Source organism: Rhodococcus sp. B10 (assembly GCF_011770055.1).
GTDB lineage: Bacteria > Actinomycetota > Actinomycetes > Mycobacteriales > Mycobacteriaceae > Rhodococcoides > Rhodococcoides kyotonensis_B.
Map to the genome: position 1 here is coordinate 1 of NZ_JAAFYV010000028.1, position 16,096 is coordinate 16,096.

General features: G+C 65.6%; 15 protein-coding genes. 10 read left to right on the forward strand and 5 right to left on the reverse strand.

Annotated features, from left to right (window positions below; all coding sequences use genetic code 11):
- Together RhoFasB10_RS18130 and RhoFasB10_RS18135 are read right to left on the reverse strand one after the other, a co-directional pair.
- Positions 1-678 (reverse strand): MFS transporter (locus RhoFasB10_RS18130; RefSeq protein ID WP_167677777.1); only part of this gene is annotated, 678 nt, incomplete at its 3' end.
- On the reverse strand, positions 675-1,535 hold the full coding sequence (locus tag RhoFasB10_RS18135) for a PAC2 family protein (protein ID WP_114329706.1): 861 nt from the start codon (positions 1,533-1,535) through the stop codon (positions 675-677). The genes RhoFasB10_RS18130 and RhoFasB10_RS18135, both read right to left, overlap by 4 nt.
- Positions 1,536-1,770: 235 nt before the next feature.
- Between RhoFasB10_RS18135 and metH the strand changes: the two genes are divergently transcribed.
- Genes metH through hisG form a run of 4 tightly spaced genes read left to right on the forward strand, consistent with a single transcriptional unit; the run spans position 1,771 to position 7,250 of the window.
- Positions 1,771-5,340, forward strand: coding sequence for a methionine synthase (gene metH / locus RhoFasB10_RS18140; protein WP_068424153.1), 3,570 nt, complete (start codon positions 1,771-1,773; stop codon positions 5,338-5,340).
- Complete coding sequence (locus RhoFasB10_RS18145; protein WP_114329465.1) at positions 5,333-6,013, forward strand: HAD family hydrolase; 681 nt, start codon at positions 5,333-5,335, stop codon at positions 6,011-6,013. Before metH ends, RhoFasB10_RS18145 begins: the two co-directional genes overlap by 8 nt.
- Positions 6,014-6,054: 41 nt before the next feature.
- On the forward strand, positions 6,055-6,336 hold the full coding sequence (locus RhoFasB10_RS18150) for a phosphoribosyl-ATP diphosphatase (RefSeq protein ID WP_174551393.1): 282 nt from the start codon (positions 6,055-6,057) through the stop codon (positions 6,334-6,336).
- A 44-nt stretch (positions 6,337-6,380) separates the two neighbouring features.
- Positions 6,381-7,250, forward strand: coding sequence for an ATP phosphoribosyltransferase (hisG, locus tag RhoFasB10_RS18155; protein ID WP_068425873.1), 870 nt, complete (start codon positions 6,381-6,383; stop codon positions 7,248-7,250).
- A 19-nt stretch (positions 7,251-7,269) separates the two neighbouring features.
- Here hisG and RhoFasB10_RS18160 read toward each other — a convergent pair whose 3' ends face one another.
- Positions 7,270-8,091: a thioesterase family protein gene (locus tag RhoFasB10_RS18160; RefSeq protein ID WP_167677779.1), complete on the reverse strand. Its 822-nt coding sequence runs from the start codon at positions 8,089-8,091 to the stop codon at positions 7,270-7,272.
- A complete protein-coding gene (locus RhoFasB10_RS18165; protein WP_167677781.1) occupies positions 8,088-8,966 on the reverse strand; it encodes a RecB family exonuclease in 879 nt (292 codons plus the stop codon). The genes RhoFasB10_RS18160 and RhoFasB10_RS18165 overlap by 4 nt, the downstream gene beginning before the upstream one ends.
- 140 nt (positions 8,967-9,106) lie before the next feature.
- Here RhoFasB10_RS18165 and RhoFasB10_RS18170 point away from each other — a divergent pair, with 140 nt between their 5' ends.
- Positions 9,107-10,036 (forward strand): tRNA (adenine-N1)-methyltransferase, encoded by a 930-nt coding sequence (locus RhoFasB10_RS18170; RefSeq protein ID WP_068424145.1) that lies wholly within the window; start codon positions 9,107-9,109, stop codon positions 10,034-10,036.
- Between the two features lie 46 nt (positions 10,037-10,082).
- On the opposite strand, the gene RhoFasB10_RS18175 is transcribed toward RhoFasB10_RS18170, so the two are convergent.
- The gene (locus RhoFasB10_RS18175; protein WP_068424143.1) at positions 10,083-10,568 is read right to left on the reverse strand and encodes a hypothetical protein; all 486 of its coding nucleotides are present in this window, start codon (positions 10,566-10,568) and stop codon (positions 10,083-10,085) included.
- Positions 10,569-10,750: 182 nt separating this feature from the next.
- Between RhoFasB10_RS18175 and arc the strand changes: the two genes are divergently transcribed.
- From arc to prcA, 5 genes are all read left to right on the forward strand, one after another.
- Positions 10,751-12,523, forward strand: coding sequence for a proteasome ATPase (gene arc / locus RhoFasB10_RS18180; protein ID WP_068424141.1), 1,773 nt, complete (start codon positions 10,751-10,753; stop codon positions 12,521-12,523).
- A 129-nt stretch (positions 12,524-12,652) separates the two neighbouring features.
- On the forward strand, positions 12,653-14,152 hold the full coding sequence (gene dop, locus RhoFasB10_RS18185) for a depupylase/deamidase Dop (protein WP_068424139.1): 1,500 nt from the start codon (positions 12,653-12,655) through the stop codon (positions 14,150-14,152).
- Positions 14,153-14,283: 131 nt separating this feature from the next.
- The gene (locus RhoFasB10_RS18190) at positions 14,284-14,478 is read left to right on the forward strand and encodes a ubiquitin-like protein Pup (protein WP_068424137.1); all 195 of its coding nucleotides are present in this window, start codon (positions 14,284-14,286) and stop codon (positions 14,476-14,478) included.
- Positions 14,475-15,350, forward strand: a complete 876-nt coding sequence (prcB, locus tag RhoFasB10_RS18195) for a proteasome subunit beta (RefSeq protein WP_167677783.1) — start codon at positions 14,475-14,477, stop codon at positions 15,348-15,350. The genes RhoFasB10_RS18190 and prcB overlap by 4 nt, the downstream gene beginning before the upstream one ends.
- A complete protein-coding gene (prcA, locus tag RhoFasB10_RS18200) occupies positions 15,347-16,081 on the forward strand; it encodes a proteasome subunit alpha (RefSeq protein ID WP_167677785.1) in 735 nt (244 codons plus the stop codon). Before prcB ends, prcA begins: the two co-directional genes overlap by 4 nt.
- Positions 16,082-16,096: the final 15 nt, after the last annotated feature.

Sequence of the window (16,096 nt, forward strand, 5' to 3'; positions counted from 1 at the left end):
CAGCCCACCCAGCGCGCCCCACCCGAGCAGCGCGACCAACCCGATACGCACCACATGCGGGCGCAGTGCGTCGCGGAGCCGTTCGCGCGGCGCTGCCGACGTCGCGTCATCCGTGCGCGGCAGGCCGACGAGACCGAGAACCGCCGACACCACCGCCAGCACGACGAACGCGTAGCGCCAGTCGAACTGTGCAGCCACCCCACCGACGAGCGGCGCACTCGTCTGCCCTGCCGCCTGCAGCGCGCCGAACGTCCCGAGAACTCGGCCGAGACGTTCACGAGGGGTCGCCGCCGCGAGGGTTGCGAGCAGCAGAGGCGTCGTGAACGCGTTTCCGCATCCCTGCACCACTCGCGCCGCGAGCAGAATCTGGAGCGTCGGCGCCAGCGCGCAGACGATGGACGCGAGTGTGTACACGCCGTAGGCGATCCGGACCGTGCGCAGGCGTCCCCACCTGGCGCCGAGCGTGCCCGACACGAGCATCGTCAGCGCGAACGGCAGCAGATACGCCGTCAACGACGACGACGCGGACCCGGTGGAGACACCGAGCGAGTCACCCATCTCGGGAAGCATCGACGCGACCAGTGCGCCGCCGAACGGGCCGAGAAAGCCTCCCGAGTACAGCGCAGCGACGCGAAGACGTTCGGATCGAGGTCTGTCCTGGGGTCGAGTACCCGTCACAGACCGAAGCTGCCGGGACCCCGCCGACGGAGATAGCGTTCGAACTCGGCGGCGATGGCGTCACCGTCGATCTTGGAGATGGCGTCGGTGATGTCGACCTCGGCGTCGCCGCGCTCCTCGAGGCTGCGGACGTACTCGCTGATCTCCTCGTCCTCCTTCGTCATCTCGGTGACGGCTTCCTCCCAATCCTCTGCCTGGGTGGGGAGCTCGCCGAGCGGCACCTCGATGTCGAGTACTTCCTCGACACGCTGGAGCAACGCAACCGTTGCCTTCGGGTTGGGCGGCTGCGAGACGTAGTGGGGAACCGCGGCCCAGAACGACACGGCGGGTACGCCTGCCTTGACGCACTCGTCCTGCAGAACTCCGGTGATGCCGGTCGGACCTTCGTAGCGGGTCTGTTCGAGATTGAACCGTTCGGCCGCCTCCACGCTGTGCGCGCTTCCGGTGACGGGAACAGGGCGGGTGTGCGGCGTGTCGGCCAGGAGCGCGCCGAGGATGACGACGGTGTCGACGCCGAGCTGCTCGATGAACTCCAACAGGTCGTCGCAGAAGCTACGCCACCGCATGTTCGGCTCGATACCGCGCAGCAGAACGATGTCGCGGGCGCTTCCGGGGGGAGAACACACCGACAGACGCGTCGACGGCCACTGGATCTCGCGGGTGACGCCGTCGACCTGCCTGATGGTCGGTCGGTTGACCTGGTAGTCGTAGTAATCCTCGGAGTCGAGCTCCGCGAGCGGACTCGCGTCCCAGATCAGTTCCAGGTGTTCGACGGCACCGCTCGCGGCGTCGCCCGCGTCGTTCCAGCCTTCGAACGCAGCCACCAGAATCGGGTCGCGCAGCGTCGGCAGCGGCATCTCGTCGTCGTCGACGAGCTCGGAAACCGGCGAAAACGGTGTTGCGTTCGACACAGCGGTGGAGACCGCATCCAGTAGCGTTTCGGCTGCGCTGTCCGATTTGTCGCGCTCTGCGTCGATGTTGTCGTCGTTGTCGGCGGGAAAGTTGCCGTCGCGGTTTCGGGGACTCACCACGACAGACTACGACCAGGCAGCGCTGTCGTGGCCGCGGCGCCTTGCCCTCTACTCTGTAGGGATGCCTGCGCTACATAGAACCGGCCTGCTGGATGCGATTCGTTCTCGCGTTGTGATCGGCGACGGCGCTATGGGAACGATGTTGCAGGACGCGAATCTGACGCTCGACGATTTCCTGGGTCTCGAAGGCTGCAACGAGATCCTGAACGAGACCCGCCCGGACGTGTTGCGCGAAATCCACCGGGCGTACTTCGCGGCAGGTGCCGACGCGGTGGAGACCAACACGTTCGGCTGCAATCTGCCGAACCTCGCCGACTACGACATCGCCGACCGCATCCGCGACCTCGCCGAGAAGGGCACCCGTCTCGCCCGTGAGACCGCCGACGAGATGGGCAAGGGACGCGACGGCATGGACCGGTTCGTCCTCGGATCCATGGGTCCGGGCACGAAGCTGCCCACCCTGGGTCACGCGCCGTTCGCCTCGCTCCGCGACGCGTACACCGAGGCAGCGCTCGGCATGATCGACGGAGGCGCCGACGCGATCCTGGTGGAGACCTGCCAGGATCTGCTCCAGGTCAAGGCGGCCATCATCGGCAGCCAGAACGCGATGGACAAGCTCGGCGTCCGTATCCCGATCATCACCCACGTCACGGTCGAGACCACCGGAGCGATGCTGGTCGGCAGCGAGATCGGCGCAGCGTTGACCGCGTTGGAGCCGCTCGGCATCGACATGATCGGTCTCAACTGTGCGACGGGTCCCGCCGAGATGAGCGAGCACCTGCGTCACCTGTCGAAGCACTCGACGCTTCCCGTGTCGGTCATGCCGAACGCCGGCCTGCCGACGCTGGGCGCGAACGGCGCCGAATACCCGCTGACGGCACCTGAGCTGGCGACGGCTCTCGGTTCGTTCGTCAGCGAGTACGGCCTGTCGCTCGTCGGCGGCTGCTGCGGTACGACGCCCGAGCACATTCGTCAGGTCGCAGACCTCGTGCACGGTGTGACCAAGGCCGACCGCGTGCCCGCCCCGGAGCCCGGTGTGTCGTCGCTGTACACGGCCGTTCCGTTCGAACAGGACGCCAGCATCCTGATGATCGGCGAGCGCACCAACTCCAACGGATCCAAGGCCTTCCGTGAGGCGATGATCGCCGAGGACTACGAGAAGTGCCTCGACATCGCCAAGGATCAGACCCGCGACGGCGCCCACATGCTCGACCTCAACGTCGACTACGTCGGCCGCGACGGCGCCGCCGACATGGCCGCGCTCGCGTCACGTCTCGCGACGGCGTCCACGCTGCCGATCATGCTCGACTCGACCGAGCCCGCGGTGCTGCAGGCAGGCTTGGAGCATCTGGGTGGGCGCAGCGCGGTCAACTCGGTGAACTACGAGGACGGTGACGGTCCCGACTCGCGCTTCCACAAGATCATGACGCTGGTGAAGGAACACGGTGCCGCTGTCGTCGCGCTGACCATCGACGAGGAGGGCCAGGCTCGTACCGCCGAGTGGAAGGTGCGCGTCGCCGACCGACTGATCGAGGACATCACGACCAACTGGGGTCTGAGCCACGAGGACATCATCGTCGACACGCTGACGTTCCCCATCTCGACCGGCCAGGAAGAGGTCCGACGCGACGGCATCGAGACCATCGAAGCCATTCGGCAGCTCAAGGCGAAGTATCCGAACGTGCACACCACGCTGGGTCTGTCGAACATCTCGTTCGGCCTGAATCCTGCTGCGCGGCAGGTGCTCAACTCGGTCTTCCTGCACGAGTGCACCGAAGCGGGCCTCGACACGGCCATCGTGCACGCGTCGAAGATTCTGCCCATGAACAAGATTCCGGACGAGCAACGCGAGACGGCTCTCGATCTCGTGTACGACCGGCGCACCGACGACTACGACCCGCTGCAGAAGCTCATGCAGCTGTTCGAGGGGGTGTCGGCCGCGTCCGCCCGCGAGTCTCGCGCCGAGGAACTGGCACGCCTGCCGTTGTTCGAGCGCCTCGAACGTCGCATCGTCGACGGCGAACGCGCCGGACTCGACGCCGATCTCGATGCTGCGATGACCGAGAAGCCGCCGCTCGAGATCATCAACGAGACGTTGCTGTCCGGCATGAAGACCGTCGGCGAACTGTTCGGCTCCGGTCAGATGCAGCTGCCGTTCGTGCTCGCCTCGGCCGAGGTCATGAAAGCTGCCGTGGCGTACCTCGAACCGCACATGGAGGCGACGGACGACGACGGCAAGGGTCGCATCGTGCTCGGCACCGTCAAGGGCGACGTGCACGACATCGGCAAGAACCTCGTCGACATCATCTTGAGCAACAACGGTTACGAGGTCGTCAATCTCGGTATCAAGCAACCGATTTCGACCATCCTCGAAGCTGCGCTCGACAAGCGTGCCGACGTCATCGGCATGTCCGGTCTGCTCGTGAAGTCGACGGTCGTCATGAAGGACAACCTGATCGAACTCAACAACAAGGGAGTCGCCGAGCAGTTCCCGGTGCTGCTGGGCGGCGCGGCATTGACGCGGTCCTACGTGGAGAACGATCTTCAGGACGTGTACGAGGGCGAGGTCCACTACGCACGCGATGCGTTCGAGGGTCTGCGCCTGATGGACACCATCATGACCACGAAGCGCGGTGGGGGCCCTGCGCCCGACAGTCCGGAAGCGTTGGAGGCCAAGGCGAAAGCCGAGGAGCGCAAGGCGCGCCACGAGCGGTCGCGTCGAATCGCCGAGCAGCGTAAGGCGGCCGAGACTCCCGTCGTCGTGCCGGATCGTTCCGACGTCGCGGCCGACATCGAGGTGCCGGTGCCGCCGTTCTGGGGCACGCGCATCGTCAAGGGTGTCTCGCTGACCGAGTACGCCGGTCTGCTCGACGAGCGGGCACTGTTCCTCGGCCAGTGGGGTCTGCGGGGCGCACGCAAGGGTGAGGGCGCGACGTACGAGGATCTCGTCGAGTCGGAAGGCAAACCGCGCCTGCGCTACTGGCTCGACCGCCTCAGCACCGACGGCATCCTGGCGCACGCGGCGCTCGTGTACGGGTACTTCCCAGCGGTCTCCGAGGGCGACGACGTCGTCGTGCTCACCGAACCCGAGCCCGACGCACCGGAGCGATTCCGCTTCTCGTTCCCCCGCCAGCAGCGCGACCGGTTCCTCTGTGTCGCCGACTTCGTCCGGTCACGCGAATCGGCGCGCGAGCGAGGTCAGGTCGACGTGCTTCCGATGAACCTCGTGACGATGGGCCAGCCGATCGCGGACTTCGCGAATCAGCTGTTCGCATCCGATTCGTACCGGGACTACCTCGAAGTGCACGGCATCGGAGTGCAACTCACCGAAGCGCTCGCCGAGTACTGGCACCGCCGCGTCCGCGAGGAGCTGAAGTTGGCAGGCGGGACCAGTGTCGCGGCCGACGACCCGACGAACCCGGAAGGGTTCTTCAAGCTCGAATACCGTGGTGCGCGTTACTCGTTCGGCTACGGCGCGTGCCCCGATCTGGAGGACCGCATCAAGCTTGCGGCCCTGCTCGAACCGGAGCGAATCGGCGTCAAGCTGTCCGAAGAGCTGCAGCTGCATCCCGAACAATCGACCGACGCATTCGTGCTTCACCACCCGGAGGCCAAGTACTTCAATGTCTGAGAACACTCTGCTCGCTGTTCTGTGGGACATGGACGGCACACTGCTCGACTCGGAGAAGATCTGGGACGTCGCGGTGGCCGAGCTGTCGCTCGAGCTGGGGCGTGAGCTGACGGCCGAGGTCCGTGAGAGCACCCTCGGCAACTCGATGCGCGGCGCGCTGACGAAGGTGTTCGCGCATACCGGCACCGAGGTCACCGACGAATCGTTGAAACGCGGACGCGACTGGCTGACCGACCGCGTCGGAACTCTGTTCGCAGAAGGCATCCCGTGGCGACCGGGTGCCAAGGATGCGCTGCAGCTGGCCCGCGACATGGACCTGAAGACCGCGCTCGTCACCAACACCGAACGCGGCCTCGTCGAGAACGCGTTGGAGACGATCGGTCGCGAGTACTTCGACTTCACCGTGAGCGGAGACGAAGTCGAGGAAGGTAAGCCGCACCCTGCGCCGTACCTTCGTGGGGCCTCGCTGCTGGGTCTCGAACCGTCGTCGTGTCTGGCAGTGGAGGATTCGCCGACGGGATCGCTCTCGGCGCACCGGGCAGGCTGTTCGGTGCTGCTCGTGCCGTCCGAGGTGTCGGTGGACGCGCGGCCGGGTTACGTCGTCCGCGAGTCGTTGGTGGGACTCACCGATGCAGGATTTCGGTCGGCCTGGCGCGACGCACGACCGGCGTGAACAGTGATGAGAGGCGTCGGCCGCGTCACGAATCCAGCGTCATGAAAGAATCATCCACCGTGAAGACCTTCGACTCACTGTTCGCCGAGCTCACCGACCGTGCCGCCACCCGTCCCGAGGGTTCCGGCACCGTGGCCGCGTTGGATGCAGGTGTGCACGCTCAAGGGAAGAAGATCATCGAGGAAGCGGGCGAGGTCTGGATCGCCGCCGAACACGAGGGCGACGACGCGCTGGCCGAGGAGATCTCCCAGCTGCTGTACTGGGTTCAGGTGTTGATGGTGGGTCGCGGGCTGAAGCTGGAGGATGTCTACCGACATCTGTGAGCAGGTTCTCCTCCATCGGACTTCTCTCACATAAGGACATCGTCATGTTGCGCGTAGCAGTTCCCAACAAGGGTGCTCTTTCCGAATCCGCCGCAGAGATTCTCAAGGAAGCCGGCTACCGGCGTCGAAGCGACTCCAAGGACCTCACCGTCCTCGACCCCGCCAACGGCGTCGAATTCTTCTTCCTCCGCCCCAAGGACATCGCAATCTACGTCGGTTCCGGCCAGCTCGACCTGGGCATCACCGGCCGCGATCTCGCGCTCGACTCAGGAGCTCCCGTCGAGGAACTTCTGTCTCTCGGATTCGGGCGTTCGACCTTCCGTTACGCCGGACCGCAGGGCAAGGACTGGTCCACCGACGACCTCGCCGGCCTCCGCATCGCGACGTCGTACCCCAATCTGGTGAAGGCCGACCTCGCAGCGCGTGGAATGGAGGCGACGGTCATCCGGCTCGACGGTGCCGTCGAGATCTCCATCCAGCTGGGTGTCGCCGACGCAATTGCCGACGTCGTCGAATCCGGTCGCTCGCTGCGGCAGAACAATCTCGTCGCATTCGGTGAGTCGTTGTGCGATTCCGAGGGTGTGCTGATCGAACGAGCAGGCGGCGACGGGAGGGACGGTAGCGACAGCAGCGACCGAACTCGGAAGCAGCTGATCGCCCGCATTCAAGGTGTCGTGTTCGCGCAGCAGTACCTGATGCTGGATTACGACTGCCCGAAGGCCATTCTCGACGAGGCTGTGAAGATCACGCCGGGAATCGAGTCGCCGACGTTGTCGCCGATGGCCGACGAGAACTGGATTGCGGTGCGCGCCATGGTCTCTCGGAAGGCCCACAATTCCGTCATGGACGATCTCGCCGAGCTCGGCGCGAAAGCGATTCTGGCGTCGGACATCAGGTCCTGTCGGGCGTTCTGATCACCGGAATGTCGACACCTCACCGAGGTCGTACCAGCACCGTCTGAGCGATCCGTCCGACGGGTCCGTGTTCGTCGTGGAGCACTCCTGCGGACATCGCGAATCCGTCGGGGCCGGTGGATGTTTCGGCGGACACGCCCACCCATTCGCCGACCGGTTCCCGAAACACGTGCACGGTGAGATCGGTGTTGAGGAACGTCCATCGGTCGATGTCGATCTTGGCGCCGATTCCGTTGGCGATGTCCGCGATCGAGAACAAGCGCTCCATCGGAGTCATCGATTCGCCCTCCACGAGAGCGGGTTTCGGACGCGCCCACACCTGACCGGGCCCGTCGACGCCGAACTCGGTGAGCGCGCGCATCTCGACGTTGTCGAGGTAACCGGACTTCCAGGTGCCGCCCCAGGTGTGAACAGCGGCGTCGGACAACGGTTTCAGCGGCGTGTCTGCGGCGGACGAGACGGCGGATGTGTCCGCGGTGGCCATGCGCCACGCCGTTCCTCTGGCGACGGCTCGGTCGACACCGGAACTCGTACGCGCCCACAGCTCGGCGACGACGAGTTCGATGGACGACCCGGGGCGTTCCATCCACGCGCGAACTTCGATGTCTGCGATGGGAACCGGGCCGAGCAACTCGACGACGACCCTCGTGAGCTGCATGTCGGGACGCGGCGCCACGCGCCCCAGCGCTCGGACCAGCAGAGCAGACGGGGGCGCGCCGTGCTGCATCGTGGGTGCCCACAGGCTGACGGTTCGTTCGGTGGTGCGGAACACCTCGTGGCCGCGCTCGTTCGGGCCGAGCGGAACGTAGAACGCGTCGGCGGTCGCTGGACTCGGTGTCATCGGTCGCCTCCGGTAGGCCAACCGGGGTACGCAGGCGGAGTTCCGCCGAACTCCGGGCACAGCGGCTGGTGATCGCACCACTTGCACAGCGTTCCGCGACGGGGTTGGAAGTCGCCGGTCTCGCCCGCCGTCATGATCGCCTTCCAGATCGCGGACAGCATGCGCTCGAAGCGCAGCAACTCGCCCTCGTCGGGGGTGTACGTCAACGACTTCTTGTCCGCGAGATACATCAGCTTGAGCTGCGCGGGAACGATGCCGCGCATCCGCATGATCACGAGCGCGTAGAACTTCATCTGGAACAGCGCCTTGGCCTCGGTGAAACCGCTGGGCGCACGGCCCGTCTTGTAGTCGACGACGCGAACCATGCCGTTGGGCGCGACGTCGATCCGGTCGATGAAACCGCGCAGGGGAGTGCCGTCGGCGAGCTCGATCTCGACGCGCTGTTCGCACGACTCGGGTTCGAACCGAGTGGGATCTTCCATCTCGTAGTAGCCGCTGACGAGTGCTCGTGCTTGGTCGAGCAACGTGGCACGTTCGGCAGGAGTGAGCAGATCCGCAATGTCCGGAGACTCGGCGACGACGCGTTCCCACGCTGGGTCGACGAGCTCGACTGCCGTCGCCGAATCTCGTGTCGCACTGGGCATTCCGTACAGCGCTTCCAGTGCTGCGTGAACGACGGTTCCCTTGACCTGTGCGGTGGTCGACTTCTCCGGGATGCGATCGACCGCACGGAAGCGGTACAGCAGCGGGCACTGTTTGAAGTCGTTGGCGCGGGAGGGGGACAGTGCGGGCCTGCTACGTCGAGAAGGGTCCGACGCGTCCGGGGCAGTCGATCCGACGGAGAGCTCCATCGGCAGCGAATCGGTAATACTCACACCACGCAGACTAAGCCCGTCGTCCGACACGATCGTGGAGGCACGTAATCTGGTTGGTCGAGTCGTCGTCCACTTCCGAGGCGACACGACCTCCGCGAGCACCGACGAAAGAGAGAACTGCTGTGTCTTCGGACGAGAGCATGTCTTCGGACGAGACCCAGTCCCACCTCGAGACCCAGTCACACGACGAGACCCAGTCACACGACGAGAGTCTCGCGCACCACACCGGTCCGGCCCGCAGCGGCCCGTTCCGTGTCGGTGACCGCGTTCAGCTGACGGACGGCAAGGGACGTCACTACACCGTCGTTCTCGACGCGGGCAAGGAATTCCACACCCACCGCGGCGGCATCACACACGACGCGCTGATCGGCGCCGACGAGGGCAGCGTCGTCACGTCGGTGAACGGCACGCCGTACCTCGCTCTTCGTCCGCTGCTGACCGACTACGTTCTCTCGATGCCGCGCGGCGCGCAGGTGATCTACCCGAAGGACGCGGCGCAGATCGTGCACGAAGGGGATGTGTTCCCCGGGGCTCGCGTGCTGGAAGCCGGTGCAGGGTCGGGTGCGCTCACGTGCTCGCTGCTTCGCGCCGTCGGACCGAGCGGCACCGTCATCTCCTACGAGATCCGCCAGGACCACGCCGACTACGCGGTCAAGAACGTCGAGACGTTCTTCGGCGAGCGGCCCGACAACTGGGAACTCACCGTCGCGGACATCAGCCGATTCGCCGACGACCGGCCGGGGGAGACCGTCGACCGCGTCGTTCTCGACATGCTGGCTCCGTGGGACGCGCTGCCCACCGTCGCCGACGTGTTGGTCCCGGGCGGCGTGCTCATCGTCTACGTCGCGACCGTCACGCAGCTGTCCCGCGTCGTGGAAGCCCTGCGCGAGCAGGAATGCTGGACCGAGCCGCGCTCGTGGGAATCGATCGTGCGCGGATGGCACGTCGTAGGCCTCGCCGTGCGCCCCGAACATCGGATGCAGGGGCACACGGCCTTCCTCGTCAGCGCGCGAAAGCTCGCGGCGGGGACGGTGACGCCCAAGCCGCAGCGTCGCTCCGGCAAGGGCTGAGAACAGCAAGTGTCGATCACGCGCACCGGCAGATGGACTCCGGGTTCTAGACGCAGGGCGCCTGTCCCATGGCGAGGATCTGGCATGCGCTCGCGTCGGACACCTTCCACTTGCCGTCGATCAGTACCCACGTGTTCGGCGTCGGAGCGGTCGTGCCTCGTGCGGTCGCGATCGTGACCGGCGCGGTCGCCGTCTCGCCCTCGACCGTCGGCTCGTCGACCTGGAAGGTGATGTCCCCGTAGTTCGCGAGGGCGGCCGTCATCTGCTCGAGGTTCGCCAGCCGAGCCTGACCGTTTTCCACGGTCGCGGCCTTGGTCGTCGCGTCGACCTGCGGGTCGACGAGCAGGTTCAGCGACGCGGTCAACTCGTCGACGGTCGGAGCTGCGACGTTCTCGGCCGAGGACTGATCGGTTCCGGAGGTGACCGCGGCAGTCGTCGTGTGATCCGCATGATCGGTGTCGTCGCCGGAGCTGCACCCGGCGATCAGGAGTGCCCCCGAGACGGACACGACCGCTGCTGTGACCTTGAACATTTTCACTGGTGAAGTCTCTCCCTCGAGATGCAGAAATCGCAGGTGGTCAGGCGAGGCTAACATGACGCGACTCAGGGTTCGGATGGCTCGAACCGGGGCATACGAGACCACTGGATCGTGTCCACACGCACTTTTGCCGCCGTGCCGGTAGCGTTGACTGATCGGACTGGGAGGAGTCGCTCATGAGCTCGACAGACAATCCGGATTCGGCCGCGGCCAGAGCGGAACTCGACAACGTGCGCGCCGAAGCTGCGTCGCTGCGTCGACAGCTGGGTCAACTGGGCGAATCGCCTGAACACGTACGCGAACTCGAGGTGCGCGTCGACTCGCTTTCTTTGCGCAATTCGAAGTTGATGGACACCCTCAAGGAGGCACGCCAGCAACTCATCGCGCTGCGCGAAGAGGTCGACCGCCTGGGACAACCGCCGAGCGGCTACGGAATTCTGTTGACCGTCCACGAGGACGACACCGTCGACGTGTTCACGTCCGGGCGCAAGATGCGGTTGACGTGTTCGCCGAACATCGAGACCGACACGCTCGCATCGGGGCAGACCGTCCGGCTGAACGAAGCGCTGACCATCGTCGAGGCAGGTTCGTTCGAGCAGGTCGGTGAAATCAGTACGCTTCGCGAGCTCTTGGGTGACGGCTCGCGGGCGTTGGTGGTCGGTCACGCGGACGAAGAACGTGTGGTGTGGTTGGCCAAGCCGTTGTTCGACATGGCCAACGACGAGGGCCCCGACGATCCCGGTGAGCCGTCGCGCAGGCTTCGGCCCGGCGATTCACTGCTCGTGGACACGAAGGCCGGCTACGCATTCGAACGCGTTCCCAAGGCGGAGGTCGAGGACCTCGTGCTCGAGGAGGTGCCCGACGTCGGCTACGAGGACATCGGCGGCCTCGGAAGGCAGATCGAGCAGATTCGTGACGCGGTGGAATTGCCGTTCCTGCACAAGGATCTGTTCCACGAGTACTCGCTCCGGCCTCCGAAGGGTGTGCTGTTGTACGGCCCGCCGGGATGCGGTAAGACGCTGATCGCCAAGGCAGTCGCCAACTCGCTCGCGAAGAAGATCGCCGAGGCGCGCGGCCAGGATGCCAAGGAAGCCAAGTCGTACTTCCTGAACATCAAGGGCCCCGAGCTGCTCAACAAGTTCGTCGGTGAGACCGAGCGTCACATCAGGATGATCTTCCAGCGTGCGCGCGAGAAGGCGTCCGAGGGAACGCCGGTCATCGTGTTCTTCGACGAGATGGATTCCATCTTCCGCACGCGCGGGTCGGGTGTGTCCTCCGACGTCGAAACCACGGTCGTACCACAGCTTCTCGCCGAGATCGACGGCGTGGAAGGTCTCGAGAACGTCATCGTCATCGGCGCGTCCAACCGCGAGGACATGATCGATCCGGCCATTCTTCGCCCCGGCCGTCTCGACGTGAAGATCAAGATCGAGCGTCCCGACGCGGAGTCGGCACAGGACATCTTCTCGAAGTACCTGACCGACTCGCTGCCGGTCAACGCCGACGACCTCGCCGAGTTCGGCGGAGATCGGCCGTCGTGCGTACGCGCGATGATCGAGCGGGTCGTCGACCGTATGTACGCCGAGAGCGACGACAACCGGTTCCTCGAGGTCACGTACGCCAACGGGGACAAGGAAGTTCTGTACTTCAAGGACTTCAATTCGGGCGCGATGATCCAGAACATCGTCGACAGGTCGAAGAAGTACGCGATCAAGTCGGTTCTCGAATCGGGCAATCCGGGTCTGCGGGTGCAGCACCTGTTCGACTCGATCGTCGACGAGTTCGCCGAGAACGAGGACCTGCCCAACACCACCAACCCGGACGACTGGGCGCGCATCTCCGGCAAGAAGGGCGAACGCATCGTCTACATCCGCACGTTGGTCACCGGCAAGAACGCGAGTGCGTCGCGCGCGATCGACACCGAGTCCAACACGGGGCAGTACCTGTAAGGGCCGTGTGAGGCAACCGAGGTCTTCGTCGGGGCCGTTCGTACATCGTGCGAACGGCCCCGACGCTTTCGGCCGTTCGACGGTCCTGGGTTCGATGCCGGTCGCGTTCATCACCTAGGCTCGTAGATTATGCAGCGCATCATCGGTATCGAGGTCGAGTACGGAATTTCGTCACCGAGCGAACCGACGGCGAATCCGATCCTGACATCCACCCAGGCCGTGCTGGCGTACGCCGCGGCGGCCGGAGTGCCGCGTGCGAAGCGAACCAGGTGGGATTACGAGGTCGAGTCACCCTTGCGCGACGCACGCGGATTCGATCTGGGTCGCTTCAGCGGGCCGGCCCCGGTCATCGACGCCGACGAGGTCGGCGCCGCCAACATGATCCTGACCAACGGCGCACGGTTGTACGTCGACCACGCCCACCCCGAGTATTCGGCACCGGAGGTGAGCGACCCGCTCGACGCCGTCATCTGGGACAAGGCGGGCGAACGCGTCATGGAGGCGGCCGCTCGCCACGCGTCGAGTGTTCCCGGAGCGCCGCGTCTGCAGCTCTACAAGAACAACGTCGACGGCAAGGGCGCGTCGTACGGCACGCACGAGAACTACCTGATGTCGCGAGAGACGCCGTTCTCCGCGGTGATCGCCGGACTGTCACCGTTCTTTGCATCCCGCCAGGTCATCACGGGGTCCGGACGGGTCGGTCTCGGGCAGTCGGGCGACGAGGCCGGTTTCCAGCTGTCGCAGCGCGCAGACTACATCGAGGTCGAGGTGGGGCTCGAGACCACGCTGAAGCGCGGCATCATCAACACGCGCGACGAGCCGCACGCCGACGCGGACAAGTACCGCCGGCTGCACTGCATCATCGGCGACGCGAACCTCGCCGAGATGGCGACGTACCTCAAGGTGGGCACGACGGCTCTCGTCCTCGACATCATCGAAGCGGGCGTCGACCTGTCGGACCTGCAGCTGGCTCGTCCAGTCACGGCCGTTCATCAGATCAGCCACGACCCGACGCTGCGTCAGGCGGTTGCACTCGCCGACGGGCGGGAACTGACGGGCCTGGCCTTGCAGCGCATCTACCACCAGCGCGTCGCGAAGTTCGTGGCGAGTGAGGGCAACGACGACCCCCGCGTCGCCGACATCCTGGACAAGTGGGCCATGGTGCTCGATCTGCTCGAACGTGATCCCATGGAGTGTGCGAACCTGCTGGACTGGCCTGCGAAGCTGCGGTTGCTCGAGGGATTCCGTCAGCGCGAAGGGCTCGGCTGGTCGGCGCCCCGGCTGCACCTCGTCGACCTGCAGTACTCCGACGTCCGCCTGGACAAGGGCCTGTACAACCGCCTCGTGGCGCGCGGCTCGATGGAGCGGCTCGTCACCGAGCAGCAGGTTCTCGACGCCGTGTCGACGCCGCCCGCGGACACGCGCGCCTATTTCCGCGGAGAGGTTCTGCGCAAGTTCGGGGCCGACATCGCTGCTGCCAGTTGGGATTCGGTGATCTTCGACCTGGGCGGCGACTCGCTCGTCCGAATCCCGACGCTCGAGCCGCTGCGCGGCAGCAAGGCGCACGTCGGCGAACTTCTGGAGACCGCGGAAACGGCCGCCGAACTCGTCGAGCAACTGACCACCTGATCTGCGGCTGCGCCGCCGTCCCCGGTATTCGAAGTCGTCGGACGTTGTGTCTTGCCACCCCTGGCGCGTATCGAATCGGTAGGGTGAAGGTCCGAGCACATCGATGCGAATACGTAAGGAGGTCGGCGACTATGGCTACGGAGCAGACACGGCGCTCTGGCGGTGGCGACGGCGACGACGAGGTCCCAGGCGAGGCCGGTGGTGGTCAGGAACGTCGCGAGAAGCTGGCGGAGGAGACCGACGACCTTCTCGACGAGATCGACGACGTGCTCGAGGAGAACGCTGAAGATTTCGTTCGCGCCTACGTTCAGAAGGGCGGCCAGTGACGGAGGATCGCACAGCCGGACACGCCCCGCGTGATCTGTTGCCGTCGTTCGGCTCTCATCACTCGTCGTTCACCGATTACCTGCGCGACCATGCACCACATCTGCTCCCCGAGGGCCGCATGACGGCGGCCGGCCACGGTATGTCGGACGTTGCGCCGCACGGCACGACCATCGTCGCCGTGACCTTCGCCGGTGGCGTCCTCATTGCGGGAGACCGGCGCGCGACGCAGGGAAACCTGATCGCGAATCGGGACATGCAGAAGGTGTTCGTCACCGACGAGTACTCGGCGGCGGGCATCGCAGGCACAGCAGGTATCGCGATCGAACTGGTTCGCCTGTTCGCGGTCGAACTGGAGCATTACGAGAAGATCGAGGGCGTTCCGCTCACGTTCAACGGCAAGGCCAACAAGCTGTCCTCGATGGTGCGCAGCAACCTGGGTGCCGCGATGCAAGGTCTGGCTGCCGTCCCGCTTCTCGTCGGTTTCGACATCGACGTCAACGAGCCGGAGAAAGCGGGCCGCATCGTCTCGTACGACATCGTGGGTGGACGGTACGAGGAGCAGTCGGGATATCACGCAGTCGGGTCGGGCTCCCTGTTCGCCAAGGCAGCGCTCAAGAAGCTGTACACGCCCGGTGCCACCGAAGATGAAGCCCTCGCTGCCGTCGTCGAGGCATTGTTCGACGCCGCGGACGACGATTCGGCAACCGGTGGTCCCGACGTCACGCGGGGGATCTACCCCACGGCCGTGGCGGTCACCAGCGTCGGTGCCGCTCCGGTAGCGGAATCTCGTATCGCGGACGCGGCGCAGGCTGTCATCGCGCAGCGCGCGGCCGAAGCCCGAAATGCATCGCAAGGGGGGACCGCGTCATGACCATGCCGTACTACGCGTCGGCCGAGCAGATCATGCGCGATCGCTCGGAGCTCGCGCGCAAGGGCATCGCACGGGGCCGAAGCGTCATCGTTCTCACGTTCGCCGACGGGGTTCTGTTCGTTGCGGAGAACCGTTCGACGGCGCTGCACAAGGTCAGTGAGCTGTACGACCGTCTCGGATTCGCGGCGGTCGGCAAGTACAACGAGTTCGAGAGCCTGCGCAAGGCAGGCATTCTGCACGCGGACACCAAGGGCTACACGTACGACCGGCGTGACGTCACCGGCCGCTCGCTCGCCAAGACGTATGCGCAGGCCCTCGGCACGATCTTCACGGAGCAGTTGAAGCCGTACGAGGTCGAGATCTGCGTCGCCGAGGTCTCTCACTCCGACGAGGCCCCGTCGACGCAGCTTTATCGCATCACCTACGACGGGTCGATCGTCGACGAGCAGGATTTCGTCGTCATGGGCGGCACGACCGAGCCGATCGTGACGGCACTGCGCGAGTCCTACCGCCCCGGGCTCGACCTCGCCTCTGCGGTGAAGATCGCCGTCGCGGCGTTGTCCGACGGTTCAGGCGCAGGTTCCGGGGCGACAGCAGGCGGTTCCGCCGACGTTGAGAAGAAGGTTCTCGAGGTCAGCTCGCTCGAGGTCGCCGTGCTCGATCAGGCACGCCCGCGGCGTGCGTTCCGCAGGATCGCAGGCCCGGCGCTGGAAGATCTGCTTCCCGCGTAACCCATCGGCACTTCG